This window comes from Brevundimonas sp. (genome assembly GCF_016463295.1).
Lineage (GTDB): Bacteria > Pseudomonadota > Alphaproteobacteria > Caulobacterales > Caulobacteraceae > Brevundimonas.
In genome coordinates this window covers 1-16338 of sequence record NZ_JAEMRO010000047.1, presented here as the reverse complement: position 1 = coordinate 16338, position 16338 = coordinate 1, and the positions used below count along the sequence as shown (strand labels likewise).

Annotated in this window: 18 protein-coding genes, 2 tRNA genes and 1 pseudogene; 10 read left to right on the top strand and 11 right to left on the bottom strand. The window is 66.3% G+C overall.

Translation table 11 applies throughout. From position 1 onward, the window contains the following. Positions 1–644, bottom strand: a pseudogene (locus tag JHC81_RS10125) (excinuclease ABC subunit A); the annotation flags it as partial. 155 nt (positions 645–799) lie between these two features. Here JHC81_RS10125 and JHC81_RS10120 point away from each other — a divergent pair. Together JHC81_RS10120 and JHC81_RS10115 are read left to right on the top strand one after the other, a co-directional pair. Next, positions 800–1258, top strand: coding sequence for a hypothetical protein (locus tag JHC81_RS10120; RefSeq protein ID WP_292174064.1), 459 nt, complete (start codon positions 800–802; stop codon positions 1256–1258). Between the two features lie 160 nt (positions 1259–1418). Next, positions 1419–3053 carry an ABC-F family ATP-binding cassette domain-containing protein gene (locus JHC81_RS10115; RefSeq protein ID WP_292174061.1) on the top strand — a complete coding sequence of 545 codons (1635 nt, stop codon included), beginning with the start codon at positions 1419–1421 and terminating at the stop codon, positions 3051–3053. On the opposite strand, the gene JHC81_RS10110 is transcribed toward JHC81_RS10115, so the two are convergent. From JHC81_RS10110 to JHC81_RS10095, 4 genes are all read right to left on the bottom strand, one after another. After that, positions 3026–4618, bottom strand: coding sequence for an EAL domain-containing protein (locus tag JHC81_RS10110; RefSeq protein WP_292174058.1), 1593 nt, complete (start codon positions 4616–4618; stop codon positions 3026–3028). The two genes, JHC81_RS10115 and JHC81_RS10110, sit on opposite strands and share 28 nt — an antisense overlap. A 77-nt stretch (positions 4619–4695) precedes the next feature. Then, on the bottom strand, positions 4696–5145 hold the full coding sequence (locus JHC81_RS10105) for a flagellar basal-body protein FlbY (RefSeq protein WP_292174055.1): 450 nt from the start codon (positions 5143–5145) through the stop codon (positions 4696–4698). Continuing rightward, on the bottom strand, positions 5142–5435 hold the full coding sequence (locus tag JHC81_RS10100) for a rod-binding protein (RefSeq protein ID WP_292174053.1): 294 nt from the start codon (positions 5433–5435) through the stop codon (positions 5142–5144). The genes JHC81_RS10105 and JHC81_RS10100 overlap by 4 nt, the downstream gene beginning before the upstream one ends. 2 nt (positions 5436–5437) lie before the next feature. Further along, entirely contained in the window at positions 5438–6541 is a 1104-nt protein-coding gene (locus JHC81_RS10095) for a flagellar basal body P-ring protein FlgI (protein ID WP_292174051.1), read from the bottom strand. A 183-nt stretch (positions 6542–6724) separates the two neighbouring features. Between JHC81_RS10095 and JHC81_RS10090 the strand changes: the two genes are divergently transcribed. After that, positions 6725–7150, top strand: coding sequence for a flagellar assembly protein FliX (locus JHC81_RS10090; protein ID WP_292174049.1), 426 nt, complete (start codon positions 6725–6727; stop codon positions 7148–7150). 180 nt (positions 7151–7330) lie between these two features. Then, positions 7331–7765 (top strand): RNA polymerase-binding protein DksA, encoded by a 435-nt coding sequence (gene dksA / locus JHC81_RS10085; protein ID WP_292174046.1) that lies wholly within the window; start codon positions 7331–7333, stop codon positions 7763–7765. Here dksA and JHC81_RS10080 read toward each other — a convergent pair whose 3' ends face one another. Both JHC81_RS10080 and JHC81_RS10075 read right to left on the bottom strand, forming a co-directional pair. Next, on the bottom strand, positions 7766–8152 hold the full coding sequence (locus JHC81_RS10080) for a type II toxin-antitoxin system VapC family toxin (RefSeq protein WP_292174043.1): 387 nt from the start codon (positions 8150–8152) through the stop codon (positions 7766–7768). It lies immediately after the preceding gene. 5 nt (positions 8153–8157) lie between these two features. After that, positions 8158–8421, bottom strand: a complete 264-nt coding sequence (locus tag JHC81_RS10075) for a type II toxin-antitoxin system VapB family antitoxin (protein WP_292174040.1) — start codon at positions 8419–8421, stop codon at positions 8158–8160. A gap of 102 nt (positions 8422–8523) precedes the next feature. On the opposite strand from JHC81_RS10075, the gene gltX reads away from it, so the two are divergent. Beyond that, positions 8524–9858 carry a glutamate--tRNA ligase gene (gene gltX / locus JHC81_RS10070; RefSeq protein ID WP_292174037.1) on the top strand — a complete coding sequence of 445 codons (1335 nt, stop codon included), beginning with the start codon at positions 8524–8526 and terminating at the stop codon, positions 9856–9858. 80 nt (positions 9859–9938) lie between these two features. On the opposite strand, the gene JHC81_RS10065 is transcribed toward gltX, so the two are convergent. After that, entirely contained in the window at positions 9939–10229 is a 291-nt protein-coding gene (locus tag JHC81_RS10065; RefSeq protein ID WP_292174036.1) for a hypothetical protein, read from the bottom strand. Between the two features lie 119 nt (positions 10230–10348). Next, a complete protein-coding gene (locus tag JHC81_RS10060; RefSeq protein ID WP_292174035.1) occupies positions 10349–10963 on the bottom strand; it encodes a TIGR00730 family Rossman fold protein in 615 nt (204 codons plus the stop codon). Between the two features lie 132 nt (positions 10964–11095). Between JHC81_RS10060 and JHC81_RS10055 the strand changes: the two genes are divergently transcribed. Next, positions 11096–11818: a hypothetical protein gene (locus JHC81_RS10055; protein WP_292174034.1), complete on the top strand. Its 723-nt coding sequence runs from the start codon at positions 11096–11098 to the stop codon at positions 11816–11818. Between the two features lie 160 nt (positions 11819–11978). Here the strand turns inward: JHC81_RS10055 and JHC81_RS10050 are convergent. Then, positions 11979–12053, bottom strand: a tRNA-Asn gene (locus tag JHC81_RS10050). Positions 12054–12123: 70 nt separating this feature from the next. On the opposite strand from JHC81_RS10050, the gene JHC81_RS10045 reads away from it, so the two are divergent. Next, complete coding sequence (locus JHC81_RS10045) at positions 12124–12921, top strand: RNA methyltransferase (RefSeq protein ID WP_292174031.1); 798 nt, start codon at positions 12124–12126, stop codon at positions 12919–12921. 39 nt (positions 12922–12960) lie between these two features. Here JHC81_RS10045 and JHC81_RS10040 read toward each other — a convergent pair. Beyond that, positions 12961–13034: transfer RNA gene (locus JHC81_RS10040), tRNA-Cys, on the bottom strand. 126 nt (positions 13035–13160) lie between these two features. Here JHC81_RS10040 and JHC81_RS10035 point away from each other — a divergent pair. From JHC81_RS10035 to JHC81_RS10025, 3 genes are all read left to right on the top strand, one after another. Beyond that, the gene (locus JHC81_RS10035; protein WP_292174029.1) at positions 13161–13790 is read left to right on the top strand and encodes a protein-L-isoaspartate O-methyltransferase; all 630 of its coding nucleotides are present in this window, start codon (positions 13161–13163) and stop codon (positions 13788–13790) included. A gap of 127 nt (positions 13791–13917) precedes the next feature. Next, complete coding sequence (locus JHC81_RS10030) at positions 13918–15456, top strand: TolC family outer membrane protein (RefSeq protein WP_292174027.1); 1539 nt, start codon at positions 13918–13920, stop codon at positions 15454–15456. 148 nt (positions 15457–15604) lie between these two features. Further along, positions 15605–16201 (top strand): DUF2497 domain-containing protein, encoded by a 597-nt coding sequence (locus JHC81_RS10025; RefSeq protein ID WP_292174024.1) that lies wholly within the window; start codon positions 15605–15607, stop codon positions 16199–16201. Positions 16202–16338: the final 137 nt, after the last annotated feature.

Genomic DNA, 16338 nt, shown 5'->3' with positions numbered 1-16338 from the left:
GCCTTGGTGACGATCCGGTCCACGACGATGTCGATGTCGTGCTTGAACTTCTTGTCCAGCGTGGGCGCGTCCTCGATGGCGTAGAATTCGCCATCGATCTTGAGCCGCTGATAGCCGGAGCGCTGCCATTCGGCGATCTCCTTGCGGTACTCGCCCTTTCGACCCCGCACGACGGGGGCCAGCAGCAGGATGCGTTCGCCGTCGGGCAGGGCCGACAGCTTGTCGACCATCATCGACACGGTCTGGCTTTCGATCGGCAGGCCGGTGGCGGGGGAATAGGGCACACCCACGCGGGCCCAGAGCAGGCGCATGTAGTCGTGGATTTCGGTGACCGTGCCGACGGTCGAGCGCGGGTTCTTGGATGTCGTCTTCTGTTCGATCGAAATGGCCGGCGACAGGCCCTCGATCAGATCGACGTCCGGCTTGCCCATCAGCTCCAGGAACTGGCGGGCATAGGCCGAAAGGCTCTCGACATAGCGGCGCTGACCCTCGGCATAGATGGTGTCGAACGCCAGCGAGGATTTGCCCGATCCCGACAGGCCGGTCATGACGACCAGCTTCTCGCGCGGGATATCGACGTCCACGCCCTTGAGATTGTGCTCGCGGGCGCCGCGCACGCGGATGAAGTTGTGCTTTTCAGTCATGAGGTCCGAGAGAACGCGGGAGGCTGGGCCTGGGTCCAGGGCGACAGCGCTATATGGGGATCGATTTGCCGATTTCAGCAAGAACAATATGGGAACATGATGTCCGCTTGCCAAGCGGTGCCAGGAATGCGCTAGGCTGAACTCGGAGGGAAGCAATGAACCAATCTTACCTGGCTCTGGTACCGGTCGCATGCGTGATGGCGGCGTGTTCCGTACCCACCATGGCGGCGAACGAAGAACTGGCCGTGGAAGCGCGCGATGCCTATGCCGATCTGGTGGAAGGACGTGACGATGCGCTCATCGCCAGACTGTCGTCTGCCAACTCCGAGGCTGAGGTCCGGGCCCAATTGCCGATGCTGAGGTCGTTCGCTCCCGAAGGTCTTCCACCCCAACCGACGACGACGGGGTGGCGCTCCGAAGTGACCACATCGGGTCAGCGCTATGCTCTGGGTCAGATCTATGAATATCCGGATCGCAGTGTCACGGCCCAGACGGTGTTCCTGAAGGAAGACGGGGTCTGGAAGATCGAGAGTTTCAACATAAACGCCCGCATGAAACCCGTTGGTGCGTCAGGCGCGGGGTCAGACGAGGCCTTGATCGTTGTAAAGGAGTGAGATCGATGGCCCCTGCGGGCGGTTGACGCAGGGGTTGCGCGACGCGGCGCGAACCGCCATCCTCATGGCCTGAGTGTTTATGCAGGAGCTTCGACGATCATGATCAGCGCTTTGGAAATCGGTCTCGCCCTTTCCGCTGTCGCCTCGCTCGTGGTCGCCTATGTCTCGCTCCAGCCCAAACCCAAGCCTGTCCCCATCCGCGTTCGTGACGCTGGATCGCGTCGCCGCCCGAACGCCTGACGGGCATAATCTATTCGACAATCTGAGCCTGGCCCTCGGCCGGGAGCGCACCGGACTGGTGGGCCGCAACGGTGTGGGCAAGACCACGCTGCTGCGCCTTGTCGTGGGTCTGGATGATCCGGTCGAAGGACAGGTCACGCGCGCCGGCCGCGTGGGGTGGCTGCCGCAGGCGACGGGCCCCTCGAGCGAAGCGGTGGCCGAAACCCTGAGGGTCGCCGGGCCGCTGGCCGTTCTGGTCAGGGTTCTGGCGGGACGTGGCACCGCCGAAGACCTCGACAAGGCCGACTGGGGTCTTGAGGCGCGGATCCATGAGGCGCTCGCGCAGGTCGGACTGACCGGGTTGGACTTGGACCTCAGTGTCGCGACCCTGAGTGGCGGCGAACAGACGCGGTTGCGTCTGGCGGGCCTGTTGCTGGATGCACCGGACCTGCTGGTCCTGGACGAGCCGACCAATCACCTCGATGCGGCGGGCCGGCACCTGATCGCGGACGTGCTGGGGCGGTGGCCGGGTGGCGTGCTGGTGGTCAGTCATGACCGCGATCTGCTGCGCCGGATGGACCGGATCGTGGAGCTGTCGTCGCTGGGACAGCGCGTTTATGGCGGCAACTACGACCTCTACGCCGAGCGCAAGGCCGCAGAGCGGGCGTCAGCGGTTCAGGCGCTGGAAACGACGACGCGGGATGCGGATCGCGCCGCGCGCGAGGGTCGCCAGGCGCTGGAGCGAAAAGCGCGTCGCGACCGGGCCGGCAAGGCGGCGCGGGCCGCAAGCTCAGACCCCAAAATCCTGCTGGACGCCCGGGCCGACCGGGCCGAGCGGAGCGGGGGACGTCTGAACCGGCTGGTCGAGCGGCAGGTGTCGGACGCAAACGCCGCCCGCGCGGAGGCGGAACAGGCGGTCGAGCGGACGCGCGATCTGGCACTGTCGCTGCCATCATCCGGTCTGGGCGGCGACCGGACGGTGGCGACACTGGAGGATGTGGCGTGGCAACCGCCGGAGAGCGCGCCGGTGCTGGCAGGGTTGAACCTGCGGATCACCGGACCGGAGCGCCTGGCGATCGTAGGGCCGAACGGCGCAGGCAAGACCACCTTGCTGAAGATACTGTCAGGCCAGATTGCCCCGACGCGCGGCACGGTGTCCCGACCGGTGCGCACGGCCATGCTGGATCAGGACATGGCCCTCTTGCGTCCGGACGAAACGGTTCTGGACGCCTGGCTGCGGCTGAACCCCGGCGCGTCGCAGAACGAGGCCCAGGCCGCTCTGGCCCGGTTTCTGTTCCGCAATGTGGCGGCGCAGAAGCGGGTCGATGTGCTGTCGGGCGGCGAGCGATTAAGGGCGGCGCTGGCCTGCGTCATCGGCCTTCAGCCGCCGCAGCTTCTGATTCTTGACGAGCCGACCAATCATCTGGACCTCGAGTCGATCCGGGCCGTCGAGGCGGCGCTGACCGGCTATGACGGGGCCCTGGTGGTCGTCAGCCACGATCCCGATTTTCTCGAGGCGATCGGCGTGACCCGGACCCTGGACCTGGGTCAGCCCCAGCCGACGACTTCGCCCTGACGGCGAGCTGCGACCGGGCCGCTCGCCGAGGGCAGGCGCAGCACCGGTTCGGCGGTCGCCTTGCCGAACAGCCAGCCCTGGCCGTAGGTGACGCCCATGGTCCGCAGCTTGGTGGCCTGGGCCTCGGTTTCGATCATTTCGGCCACGGTCGAAATCTTCAGATCGGTGCACAGATCGACCAGATGGCTGATCAGCTTCTGGGCCCGTTCGGTCTCGCAGACATTCTGAACGAAGCTGCCGTCGATCTTGACCGTGTCCAGCGGCAGGCGGCTGAGATAGTCGAATGAGGCGGCCCCTACGCCGAAATCGTCCAGACAGATGTGGATGCCGGCCTTCTTCAGGGCCTTGAGCCTGCGGTCTGCGGCTTCCAGGTCGGCCAGGGCGGCGGTTTCGGTGACTTCGACCATCAGTCGTTTGCGCAGATCGGGCTTGCTGGCTGTCAGGCCGAGCAGGCCCTGGATGTAGGAGTCGCTGGCCAGCGAGGCGCCCGACACATTGATCGCCACCTTGATCAGGCCGAAGCCCGAGCGCTGCATTTGCGCCAGGGCCTTTTCGGCGACGGCCAGATCGAACGCCTGAATGAGGGCCATCTCCTCGGCCATCTTGATGGTGGCGGCCGGACCGCCTGTGCGGAAACGCGACAGGGCCTCGAAATGATGGACGGCCCCCGACTTCAGATCGACGATCGGCTGATAGTGCAATGAGAAGTCGCGGGTTTCGACCACGGTGTTGAAGGCGTCGGCCTCTCGCATTGTGCTCTTCAGGCGTTCACTGAACCCGGAGCCGGCGGCGTCGATCCCGTCGTCCTTGAGGCAGTCCTCCAAGGCCATGCGCAGGGCCCGCAGCGCCATGCCGGGGGAGGTGCCGCCCGCCAGCGTCGCCTCGGTGCTGCGCACCATCAGCTCGACGCCCTCATCGAGAGCGGCCTGACGGATTTCAGCGGCCAGATCGGTCTTGTCGCCGGTCAGGCGGATGACGGCGAAGCGCTTCTCGGACAGTTGGGCAGCACTGCCGCCATCGACCGACGACGCCTGCAGCACGGACTGGATATGGGCCGTCGCGCGGCTGTGCTCGGCATTGTTGCGATCCAGGCCGGACACCTCGACGAAGGAGAAGGACATGTCGGCGGTCGGATCGTCGGCCATGATCTGTCGGGTGTGGTCGACCAGGCCCTCGGACGTCAGCATCTCCTTCGGCGGGGCCTCGGCCTCACTGAAGGCTTCGCCGTCCCAGGTGAGAGAGCAGGAGAGGGCGGGAGCCAGCTCCGGAAGGCTGAAGGCCCGGAAGCGGGCGCGGCGGACCATGCCGTCGTTTCCAGTGACGACAATCTGAAGCTCGGATGTGCGACCGCCCGACTGCAGCGCATGCAGGGCCTTGGCGACCGGCTGTCGGCTGGTAGCGCTCAGAATGTCGGTGAAGCGCTTGCCGCTCCAGAGCCGTCCGGGATCGGCACCCGCGGTGACGCCGGCCCCGAGGGCGAGCGTGACCTTGGTATCGCCATCGACCTCGACCAGCACGTCGGCGGCGGCAAAGGCGAGGCCCAGAAGGCGGGATTGGAAACTCATGACCGGTCAGATACCGGACAAGGCTGAAAACAATGGTCCATGAACAGGCTTAACCGATTGCTTCCAAAGGTTTGTGGCTAAGCTTGTGCATTGTAGGCGACCGCGCGTCCGTCGGCGGCGCTGGCACGCCCGGAGGCCCCATAGGCGGAGGGCGATCCGCGCTGGCTGGCAACCTCGGCGGCGATGGTCTTGACCAGACCCTCCGAGACGATGCGAGCAGCCTCGACCGCCAGGGCATGGCGGGACAGGACGGCCTCAAATGTCCGGGTCGCGGCGATCAATCGCTGGCGTTCTTCGGCGGGCGCGGGAGCCAGTTCAGACGGCGCGGCCTTGATGCGGGCCGACTCGCGGCGATAGGCGTTGGCGAGGTCTTGGGTCTGGCCCACCGTGGCCGCGACATCCTGCGGGCGGCGGGTCTCGAAGGCGGCGGCTTCCTCGGCCAGGCGCGCGGTCAGCCTTTCGGTCAGGTCGATCATCTGGCGCACACGGGCGGTGGCATTCAGGGTCGCGGTCTCGGCGGCGGTCACTGGGCCTGCTCCTGCATCTTGATCATTTCCGAGACGATGGTGTCGGTCAGGCCGATGCCGCCGGCCTTGACCGTCTGTTTGGCCATGGCCTCGACCAGAAAGCCGCGCCAGGTGCCCTCGGCCTCGCCCCCGCCGAAGGGCGCCTCGGTCGACAGGCTGTCGAACATGGGTTTCAGCATCTGGGTCAGGAAGGAGGCCTCGAAATCTTCTGCGGTCTGGCGCATGCGCTCGGGCACGACACGGGGCGCGCTGGCGTTCAGGAGGGCAGGAGAGACGGTCAGATCGGTCATGCTCACATCACCTCGATGTCGGCTTGCAGCGCGCCGGCGGCCTTGATGGCCTGAAGGATGCTGATCATGTCGCGCGGGCTGACGCCCAGGGCGTTCAGGCCATTGACCAAGGTGGCGAGCGAGGTGCCGCCGCCGACGATCCGCATTTCGCGGCCCAGTTCCTCCTCGACACTGACATCCGACTGCGGCGTGACGACGGTCTGGCCGCGGCTGAAGGCCTCAGGCTGGCTGACCTGCGGGTTTTCCTGGACCGAGATGGTCAGATTGCCCTGGGCGATGGCGACAGTGGAGACGCGCACGGCGTCGCCCATGACGATGACGCCATTGACCTCGTCGATGATCACCTTGGCCGGGCTGTCGACCGTGATGGGCAGGTTTTCGACCTGGCTGATGAAGCCGGCCATGCCCATCTGGCCGGGGGCGCGCAGGGCGACGACCGTGCCGTTCTCGGCCAGGGCCGTGCCCGGGTAGGTGGCGTTGATGGCGGCGGCGACGCGCTGGGCCGTGGTGAAGTCGGGGTTGCGCAGCGTCAGCCGGACCTCGTTCATATTGGCCATCTGAAAGCCGGTCTCGCGCTCGACCGTGGCCCCCGAGGCGATGCGGCCTGCGGTGGGCACGCCGCGCGAGACGGAAGAGCCCGATGCGCCCGAGCCGGACACGGCCCCGGTCTGGATGGAGCCCTGGGCGACGGCATAGACCTCGCCGTCCGCGCCTTGCAGGCTGGTGACCAGAAGCGTGCCGCCCAGCAGGCTCTTGGCGTCGCACATGGACGAAACGCTGACGTCGATCCGGGCTCCGGGGGTGGAGAAGGGCGGCAGTTCGGCGGTGACCATGATCGCCGCCAGGTTCTTGGAGTTGGAGTTGGCCCCGCGAATGTTGACGCCGAGGCGCTCGGTCATCCCCTCCAGCGACTGGCGGGTGAAGGGGCAGTTGCGCAGGCTGTCGCCGGTGCCGGCCAGGCCGACGACCAGGCCGTAGCCGACCAGCTGGTTGGAGCGCACCCCCTCGACGGCGGCGATGTCCTTGATCCGTGACTGAGCCTGGGCCGGCAGTGCGAATCCCACCGCGGCGGCGGCGACCAGGAAGGAGGCGAGCAGTTTCTGCATCGTGAGGCATCCGCGAACAGTTGTCGTAAACCCTGTTGCGAAGGTCGTGCCACGAAGAAACATGAGTGATTACAGAGGCTGGAGCGTAAGTCCGCCGGGTTGGCGCGGCAGAATCTGCCGGGGCATTAACCAAACAGTGACGGTGGACCGCGAAGGTGGCGCGGTGTCACGGAGTCCATTCCCATGAAGGTCACCGGCCCGTCAGGACCGTCCGCACCGCAAGGATCACGACCCGCCAGAGCCAGTGGCGGATTCAGCCTGCCTCAAGCCGGGGCCGCCGGATCGACCCATGCGACCGCGGCCACGGCGGCACCTGCTGGTGTCGGTGATGTTTCGGCCTTGATGGCCCTTCAGGGGGTCGAGGATGTGATGGAGCGGCGGCGCCGGGCGGTGCGGCGCGGCAGCGGCATCCTGGACCGTCTGGAAGAACTGAAATTGGCGCTGCTGTCCGGTCAAGCGGGTGAGGGGACTCTGGAAAATCTGGCGCGAACTCTGCGGGAAGATCGTCCCCAAGACTCTGATGCGGGCCTGAACGGCCTCCTTGATCAGATCGATTTGCGAGCCGCGGTCGAGCTGGCCAAGGCCGATCTGCGCCGCAGCGCAGCATAACCGTCCGGATTTCCTCGCCTATTCGGCTTCACAAAGCGCCGGGTGATGAAGAAATGTCACGCCTCGCGGATTGATGAAGCGTAGCCGGTTCACGGCTTGAAGAGCCGTGTTGCCCAGACTCGCCTGCATCCCTATAGGCAGGGTTGCGCCAAGGGGGGCGTCTGTTGAGAGCGTGGGTCGATGAACGCAATAGCGTCTATCAAGGCCGAGGACGGGGTCGAGTATCGACCCTCCGACGCCGAGCCGTTCATGAATGATCGCCAGCTGGCCTATTTCCGGGGCAAGTTGCTGGCGTGGAAGGATGACATCCTGCGGGAATCCAAGGGGACGGTCATCAATCTGAAGGCCGAGACCGAGAACCATCCGGACCTGCTGGACCGCGCCTCGTCGGCCTCGGATCGGGCGCTGGAGCTGCGGACGCGGGATCGTCAGCGCAAGCTGATTTCCAAGATCGACGAGGCCCTGCGCCGGATCGAGGACGGCTCCTACGGCTATTGCGAGGAAACCGGCGAGCCGATCAGCCTGGGTCGTCTCGAAGCCCGGCCGACCGCCACCCTGTCCGTCGAGGCCCAGGAACGCCACGAACGCCGCGAGCGGGTTCACCGCGACGACTGATCAGCCGGTCAGAGCTGATCTGACGTCCGTCCTGGCGAAGTCGTCACCCTTGTAAAGCAGGGGTGCATCGTTTTCCTTTGCGAGTGCAAAGGCAAAGCAATCTCCCAAATTCAGTTTTGCCGGCGTGCGTTTGCCGAAGTCCCGCTCGGCATTGGCGGCCAAGGTTGCCGTCTGGGATGTGGCGGCGGAAATCCTTATTCCAAATGCGGCGATCATCCGATCCAGGTCCACGACACCAGCCTCGCCTCGGAGGCTTCTTAAACGGATCGCAGCTTCCCAATAGCCGACGGGCGAGAGGAGCAGCTGTGATTCATTTGCCATGACCCTGCGGAATGCCATGTCTTCCGGTTCTCGTAGCAGCACCGCCAGCAGGGCAGAGGCATCCACCGCAATCACTTGGGCAGCCCGTGTTCGTCATAGATGTCATCGTCGGTCAGCAACGAACCAATGACCGGCAGGCTGTTGAAATGGGCGACGATTTCTTCGACTGCGGCAAGCTTGGCACCGACCTCCGCGTCGCGCTTGGCCGTCAGTCGTTCGTCACGCTCCCTGACCATCTCGTCGACCAGATCGGTGATGGATTTGCCTTCCAGACGCGCAAGCACACGCAACCGCTCCGCGACCTCCGGCTTTCGGATTTGCACAGGTGCATTCATGACAGAGGTGTTTTATCATGATCTCGGTCCCATTTCCATGCATGCCTTGACTTGGGCGGGTTGCGGCGCGACCTACGCGCCTCGCTTCAAGGTCGCATCTCCATGACTATCAAGGTTCGTTTCGCGCCGTCGCCGACGGGAAAGCTGCACGTGGGCAACGTCCGCACGGCGCTGGTCAACTGGCTGTTCGCGAAGGGACAGGGCGGCAAGTTCGTGCTGCGCATCGACGATACCGATCTGGCGCGGTCGACGCCCGAGTTCGAACAGGGGATCGAGGACGATCTGACCTGGCTGGGTCTGGTCTGGGACGAGCGGTACAATCAGTCCAAGCGTTTCGATCGCTATGAGGAGGCGGCCGAGCGGCTGAAGGCGGCGGGGCGGCTCTACGCCTGTTACGAGACGTCGGAAGAGCTGGATCGTCGGCGCAAGGTGCAGCTCTCGCGCGGCCTGCCGCCGATCTATGACCGGGCCGCGCTGGAGTTGACCGACGCCGAGAAGGCCGCGTTCGAGGCCGAGGGGCGCAAGCCGCACTGGCGGTTCAAGCTGGAGGGGCGGCGCGTCGCCTGGGAAGACCTGTCGCGCGGTCATGCCGAGGTCGATACGGCGTCGATGTCTGACCCGGTGCTGATCCGCGAGGATGGGCTGTTTCTCTACACCCTGCCGTCGGTCGTGGACGACATCGACATGGCCATCACCCATGTGATCCGGGGCGAGGATCACGTGACCAATACCGGCGCGCAGATCGAGATCTTCGAGGCCCTGGGTGGCCCGGTGCCCGGTTTCGCGCACATGCCGCTGCTGGTCGGTGCGGATGGACAGGCGCTGTCGAAGCGTCTGGGGTCGCTGTCGATCGCGGACATGCGCGAACAGGGCTATGAGCCGATCGCCATCACCAGCCATCTGGGCCGTATCGGCACGTCAGATCCGCTGGAGGTCGCGGCCTCGGTCGAGGCGCTGGGCGAGAGTTTCGCCTTTTCCAAGATGGGCCGCTCTCCGGCACGCTACGACACCGCCGATCTGGATCGGCTGAATGCCCAGGCCCTGCACGTGATGGACTATGCGACGGCGCGTCCGCGGCTGGTCGAGCATGATGCCGACCTGGGTGAGACGTTCTGGAATGCGGTGAGAGGTAACCTTCAGACCTTTGCCGATGTCGTTGAAATGGCTAAGATCGTTCGCGGTCCGGTGACGCCCATGATCGAGGATGAAGCCTTCGCTGCGGCAGCGCTTTCGGTCCTGCCAGAGACGGTGGACCACACGCTGTGGTCCGTCTGGACGGCCGCCGTCAAGGATGCGACCGGGGCCAAGGGCAAGGCATTGTTCATGCCGCTGAGGCTTGCGCTGACGGGCCAGCCGCATGGGCCGGATATGGCGACGCTGGCCCCCCTGATCGGGCGTGAGCGGATTGCGCGGCGCCTGCGGGGCGAGACAGCCTGATCGCTGCAGTCAACTGAGCATGGAAAAAGGCCGCTCTCGCAGGAGGGCGGCCTTTTTGATGTTGATTGAGCGCCGGTGGATCAGGCGTTGCAGGCCGCGATCTGTTCGGCGGTCAGGGCGGTGCCCTTGTAGGTGAAGGCGGTCACGGCGCCGAAGCGGGCAGCGACCCGGCGGCAGGCGCGGGGTGCCGGCTGATTGGCACCGCCCGTGGCCGTGCAGGTCGAACCTTCGCAGCGCCAGGCGGCCCCGTCGATGATGGTACGACCGGCCGGAGCCTTGGCGGCGTCGGCCAGAACGGCGCTGGATGAAGGGGCCTGGGCGACGGCGGGGGCCGCAATCAGAAGCGCAGCGGCGATGAACAAGGCACGCATGAGAAATCTCCGACGATGGGGAGGCGACGAGCGCCGTCCTGCGGTCAGTGTCAGTTTCTAATCGCAACTGTCAAGTCGCGTTTCGAAACAGGACGCCCAACCAGATGATCGACGATTACTTATCGCTGATCATGTTGCAAGTGTGGCGCGTCGCCGCCGTCGCGGACCGCCTGCTGGATCGCAGTCATGGCGTCCTCGACCGTGTCGCAGATAACCCAGGCCTGCAGGAAGGAAGCGGGCGTCATGCCTTCTTCGACGCTGTGGCGCATGACGGCCATCAGGGCGTCCCAGAAGCCGTTCAGATTCAGGAAGACGACTGGCTTGTGGTGCAGGTCCAGACGCTTCCACGACAGGATCTCGATCGCTTCTTCCAGTGTGCCGACTCCTCCGGGGGCGACGATGAAGGCGTCGGACTGGTCGTACATCAGGGTCTTGCGCTCGTGCATCGATGTCACGACCAGGGTCTCGACGTCGTCGAAGAGGCGTTCGCGGCTGCGCAAGAAGCCGGGCATGATGCCCAGCACGCGGCCGCCGGCTTCATGCGCGGCGCGGGCGGAGGCGCCCATCAGGCCCACGCCGCCGCCGCCGTAGACCAGCCGCCAGCCTGCCTTGGCGGTTTCACGACCCACTTCGCGAGCCGCCTCCAGATACTCGGGCCGTACGGTCTCCGAAGAGCCGCAGAACAGGCAGACGGAAAGGCCGTCAAACGGCTGGATGGTGACGGGTGACGACATGGGGCCTCGGGTAAAGAATGAAGACAGCGCGGGCCACGCCGCGCTAACAGAGGCGCTACTCCTATCCTTGCGGGCGGCGCGATGAAACGGGCGATGTACCGGAATGCGACGATAGCGGCAGCGACGGGCCTGATGCTTGCCGCAGGCCTGGGCCTGGCCGCCTGTACGCCGGCGCAAGACGGTGGTGCGGGGAAGGCCCAGGGCGGTTCGTCGCCCTCAGCGTGGAATCAGACGCCGGTGATCGAAGCGGCACAGGTGGTCGGGCGCGAGGTGAGGCTGTCGGGGTCGGCCCAGCCCGGGGCCCGGATCGTGCTGCGCAGCGCCGCAGGGGCGGCCTATGCGGCCGTGGCCGGCGATGATGGCCGCTTCGACCTTCGCATGGAGGCACCCGCTCAGGACCTGTGGCTGAAGCCGGAAACCCAGGTGGGGCAGGATGCGGCTCCTTCCCCGGATACCCTGCTGATCCCGGCCAGCGGGCAGGGGCCCATCGCCGTCCTGCGTGCCGGTGGGCCGACACGTCGTCTAGATCGAGCACCTACTCTGGGAGCCATCGACAGCGACGGACAGGCGCGGCGTCTGGCCGGACGGACCGCGCAGGGGACGCAGACCCTGCCGGTGCAGGTGGGTGAAATGTCGGTACAGGCTTTTCCGGACGCCGCCGGAAACTGGAACGTCGTCCTGGGCCCAGAGGCGAGCGGGGATCGGGTCGTCATCGGCGACCAGACCTTTGTCTGGCCGGGGCAGGGGGAGGCGGTCGGTCAGACACCCCGGCGTGAGCGGGCCGGAGAAGGCTGGCGGGTGGTCTGGGCCGAAGGCGGGGCGCTGCAGACGGCGTGGCTGCCGGATGTACGGTGACCCGTTCACCTTTCGCTAACCAATTCCCTTCAACCGGGGACGGTCTTCCGGTTTTCGTGAGACACCCACCATCACCGAACTTTTTCAGCCCGGCGCATGCGTCGGGCTTTTTTCTGGCCGGTCGGCAAATGATCTATCGATGTCGGGAAAAGCGAAAGGATGGCTCCGCGGGTAGGATTCGAACCTACGACCAGCCGATTAACAGTCGGCTGCTCTACCACTGAGCTACCGCGGAACAACTTCCTTTCGGGAAGGCGGGCGCTATAGCAGCGCCCATCGGCACCGCGCAACGGAAATATCGCACCTTGGCCCTGATCCGCATCGAAGACCCCGCCGATCCGCGTGTTTCCGGGTTCCTGGATATCCGCGAGCGCGACCTGACGGGGCGGCAAGGCCTGTTCGTGGCCGAGGGGGAGGTGGTGCTGAACGTGCTGACCTCGCCGCAATCGCTGTGCCGACCGGTCAGCCTGCTGATCGATTCGAAGCGGGTGGAAGCCTTGGGCCCCATCGTTGCGCGGCTTGACGACGATGTGCCCGTATTCGTGGCGGAGCAGACCGTTCTGGACCGGATCGCGGGCTTGCATCTGCATCGCGGGATTCTGGCGCTGGGCAGGAAGCCGGAGCCGGTCGATCTGCCGAATGCACTGGAGGCGATGGGCTCCGACGCCGTGGTGCTGATGGCCTGCGGGATCGGCAATCACGACAATATGGGCGGGCTGTTCCGGAATGCCGCGGCGTTTGGTACGGCGGCGGTGTTGCTGGACCGGACGTGCTGCGATCCGTTCTACCGCAAGGCCATCCGGGTATCGGTCGGAGCGGTGCTGCGCACGCCGATGGTCACGGGGCTGGACGCTGGCGAGGCTGTCGCTGCGCTGAAGGCTGCGGGCTTCGAGGTTCTGGCCATGACCGGCGGGGCCAGCGAGGCCTTGTCGGAGGTCAGGCGGGCAGGGCGTATGGCCCTGGTCGTGGGGGCGGAGGGGCCGGGCCTGCCCGACGAGGTGATCGCGCGATGCAGACCCGTCGGCATTCGCATGGCGGCGGGGTTCGATTCGCTGAACGTCGCGACCGCGGCCGGCATCGCCCTGCATCACCTGACGCGTTGAGCGCGACGGTGGAGGAGTGGGTTTGGGGGAAGGTCGCGATGGAGGCCTGACCGGGAATCGAACCCGGGTGCAAGGATTTGCAGTCCTCTGCGTCACCACTCCGCCATCAGGCCATCGGGCCGTTTGAAGACGACCGCACCATCGCGAGGGGCGTTCGCTATCAGATCGGATTGTCCGCCGCAACGGACAGACCTATAAGCGCCGCAGATTTCCGACCTCTGCCCACGAACGGACGCCCGATGGACTTTTCCGCTGCCCGCAAGATCATGGTCGACAGCCAGGTGCGCGTGAACGACGTGACCGACCGCGCCTTGCAGGCCGCGATGCTGGCGGTGCCGCGTGAACGCTTCGTGCCCGCCGACCGCGCCTTCTCCGCCTATGCCGAGGTGGAGGTCGAGATCGCCAACGGGCGGCGGCTGATGCTGGCGCGCGATCTGTCCAAGCTGCTGATGGCGCTGTCGCCTCAGTCCGGAGAGAAGGCCCTGGCGATCGCAGCCCCCTATGCGGCGGCGGTATTGGCCGAGGCCGGGCTTAGCGTTACGGCCCAGGAAGAGGATCAGGCCGTGCTGGATGTGGTGGCCCCCGCCCTGTCCGAGGCTGGGATCGAAGCCGTCGTGGCTCCGTTCAGCGAAGCTGCGGGCGAAGGCTATGACGTCATCGTCTGTGAGGCCGCCGTGGCGGGACGGCCCGAAGCCTGGCTGAAGGCCTTGAACACCGGCGGACGTCTGGCGGTCGTCGAGCGGACGGGACCGGCGGGCAAGGCGGTGCTGTATGTGAAGGGCGAGGGCGGCGTGTCGCGGCGCGAACTGTTCGACGCGGCCCCGCCGTTTCTCGCATCCCTGATGCCCAAGCCGGCCTTTGCGCTGTAGGTCGGAGCGACGGAGGTCATGATGGCCTGCGTGAAAAAAACTTAACTGGCGCGAGCGCTCTCCTTCTCGCATCAGACCGTGGGATACACAGGCGTCGCCGTATCGGGGGCGTCAGGCAGGAATAGTCATGTTGAAACGTGCTCGCGCGCTCGCCTCCGTCGCCGTCGTGGCCATCGTCACAGGGATCAGCGCCCCCGCCTGGGCCGACACGCTGCGGGAAGCCATCGCCCTGGCCTACCGGACCAACCCGTCCTTGCTGGCCCAGCGCGCCAGCCAGCGGGCGCTGGACGAATCGGTGGTGCAGGCACGGGCGGGACTTCGTCCCACGATCGATGTCAGCGGTGACGTCGGCTACAGCTTCAGCCGTACGCGCGGCGGTGACCGCGAGGTGGACAGCAACGGCGACGGCATCCCCGACACCACGGTCAATGTGCCGACGTCCAACGACGACAGCGTGACGGCGGGCGTCAGCATCGGCCTGGGCCAGACGATCTATTCCGGCGGCCGCATCGGCCACGCCATCACCGCCGCCGAGGCCAACATCCTGGCCGGGCGCGAAAATCTGAGGGATATCGAGCAACAGGTGCTGACCTCGGTGATCCAGGCCTATGCCGATGTGATCCGTGACGTCGAGATCCTGCGTATCCGCGAATCCAACCTGACCGTGCTTCAGCGCCAGCTGGACGAAGCCTCGGCGCGGTTCGAGGTCGGCGAGATCACCCGCACCGACGTGGCCCAGGCCGAGGCGCGCCTGGCCCAGTCCAACGCCGATCTGGCCAATGCGCGGGCCCAGCTTTCGGTGTCGCGCGCCGCCTATGCCGCCGTCGTCGGTCAGGCCCCGGGCACGCTGGAGCCGATGCCGGCCCTGCCGGGCGTGCCGACGGACTTCGATGCGGCGCTGGACGTCGCCATTCAGGACAATCCCACGGTGCGGGCCGCCACCTATACGCTGCAGGCCTCCGAGGCCGATGTGGCGGCGGCGCGGGCGGAATATCTGCCGTCGGTGCGACTGACCAGTTCCTACGGGGCCACGACGGATGACCTGTCGGGCTTCAACCTGGGTGACCGCACCAGCTTCCAGGCCGGGGCGTCGATCTCGGTGCCGCTGTTCACCGGCGGCCTGAACCAGTCGCGTGTCGCCGCGGCGCTGGAGCGGGCCAATGTCGCGCAGATCCGTGTCGAGGGCGAGCGGCGCAATGTGCTGCAGTCCGTCAGCTCTTCGTTTGCCCAGTCGCTGTCGGCGCGATCCAGCCTGCTGGCGGGTACGGAAGCCGTGCGCGCCGCCACGGTCGCTGCCGAGGGCGTACGGCAGGAGGCGCAGGTCGGTCTGCGCACCACGCTGGATGTGCTGAATCAGGAGCTGGAGCTGCGCAACGCCGAGGTCACCCTGGCCAGCGCCCGCCGCAACGAATATGTGGCCCAGGCCCAGCTGCTGGCGGCCATGGGCCGTCTGGAGGGGCAGGATCTGGACCCGACCATCGAGGTCTATGACGCCGAGATCAACTATAACCGCGTGCGCAATCGCGGGGCCCTGCCGTGGGATGGCATCATCGAGACCATCGACCGCATCGCTGCGCCGCCCGTCGTTCCTGCCAACGACGCCGAGGACGCGCCGATCGACCGTCAGCTGAAGTCGGAAGTCATCTCGACCGCGCCGCAGAACTGACTGCCGAGCCGCAGACGGCTTCGCCTGTCAGGCGAAAAACGCCCGTTGATTATGACGCGGCGAGATGCGACGACAGGTCATGCGGTGGTCACGCTTATGCGCGCACCGTTCGATGAGACTGCGCCGTGCCGCGCCTTGGGGTTAAGCCATGACTGATCAGCCCGCCCAGGAACCGACGATGGAGGAAATCCTGGCGTCGATTCGCCGGATCATCTCCGAAGACGACGCGCCGGTCGCGGCGGCCGAGCCGGAGGCGGAAGCCGAGGCGGCACCCGAGCCTGCTCCTGAGCCCGTCGCTGCAGCACCAGCGCCTGCGCCAGAGCCCGCGCCGGTCGAGGAGGACGTGCTGGAGCTGACGGAGACTTATGACGCCCCGGCAGAAGAGAGCATCGGCGATCTGGATGTGTCGTCGGGCGAGGACGAGCCCGATCCGTTCCCGAGCACGCCGCTCAGCGAATCCTTCCCCGAGCCGGCTGCTGCCCCCGCACCCACGCCCGCTCCAGCCTACAACACCTTGGTCGGTGACAGTGCCGCCGCCAGTGCGGCCTCGGCCTTTGCCGGTCTGGCCAGCGCCGCCCGTCGTCCCAGCGAGGATGCGCCCGCCGTGGCCGGTCCGACCATCGACGAACTGGCCCGCAGCCTGCTGCGTCCGATGCTGAAGGAATGGCTCGACGCCCATCTGCCGGGCATCGTCGAAGCCGAGGTACGCAAGGAAGTGGAGCGCATCGCGCGCAACGCCGGCTAGCCCTTCGCCTCACCCGCGACTAAACCGAATGGGGCGGCTCCGGCAGGGGCCGCCCTTTTCATATTTCTGATCCGCCTTCGTACGAAACGATCCGCCATGCTCGACAAGACCTTCGACCCCAAGGCCGCCGAACCCCG

Bases quoted from the DNA above. Each gene is read 5' to 3' on its own strand.
- JHC81_RS10120 (WP_292174064.1), top strand. From the start codon at position 800: ATGAACCAATCTTACCTGGCTCTGGTACCGGTCGCATGCGTGATGGCG.
- JHC81_RS10115 (WP_292174061.1), top strand. From the start codon at position 1,419: ATGTCTCGCTCCAGCCCAAACCCAAGCCTGTCCCCATCCGCGTTCGTG.
- JHC81_RS10110 (WP_292174058.1), bottom strand. From the start codon at position 4,618: ATGAGTTTCCAATCCCGCCTTCTGGGCCTCGCCTTTGCCGCCGCCGAC.
- JHC81_RS10100 (WP_292174053.1), bottom strand. From the start codon at position 5,435: ATGACCGATCTGACCGTCTCTCCTGCCCTCCTGAACGCCAGCGCGCCC.
- JHC81_RS10095 (WP_292174051.1), bottom strand. From the start codon at position 6,541: ATGCAGAAACTGCTCGCCTCCTTCCTGGTCGCCGCCGCCGCGGTGGGA.
- JHC81_RS10090 (WP_292174049.1), top strand. From the start codon at position 6,725: ATGAAGGTCACCGGCCCGTCAGGACCGTCCGCACCGCAAGGATCACGA.
- dksA (WP_292174046.1), top strand. From the start codon at position 7,331: ATGAACGCAATAGCGTCTATCAAGGCCGAGGACGGGGTCGAGTATCGA.
- JHC81_RS10075 (WP_292174040.1), bottom strand. From the start codon at position 8,421: ATGAATGCACCTGTGCAAATCCGAAAGCCGGAGGTCGCGGAGCGGTTG.
- gltX (WP_292174037.1), top strand. From the start codon at position 8,524: ATGACTATCAAGGTTCGTTTCGCGCCGTCGCCGACGGGAAAGCTGCAC.
- JHC81_RS10065 (WP_292174036.1), bottom strand. From the start codon at position 10,229: ATGCGTGCCTTGTTCATCGCCGCTGCGCTTCTGATTGCGGCCCCCGCC.
- JHC81_RS10060 (WP_292174035.1), bottom strand. From the start codon at position 10,963: ATGTCGTCACCCGTCACCATCCAGCCGTTTGACGGCCTTTCCGTCTGC.
- JHC81_RS10055 (WP_292174034.1), top strand. From the start codon at position 11,096: ATGCTTGCCGCAGGCCTGGGCCTGGCCGCCTGTACGCCGGCGCAAGAC.
- JHC81_RS10035 (WP_292174029.1), top strand. From the start codon at position 13,161: ATGGACTTTTCCGCTGCCCGCAAGATCATGGTCGACAGCCAGGTGCGC.
- JHC81_RS10030 (WP_292174027.1), top strand. From the start codon at position 13,918: ATGTTGAAACGTGCTCGCGCGCTCGCCTCCGTCGCCGTCGTGGCCATC.
- JHC81_RS10025 (WP_292174024.1), top strand. From the start codon at position 15,605: ATGACTGATCAGCCCGCCCAGGAACCGACGATGGAGGAAATCCTGGCG.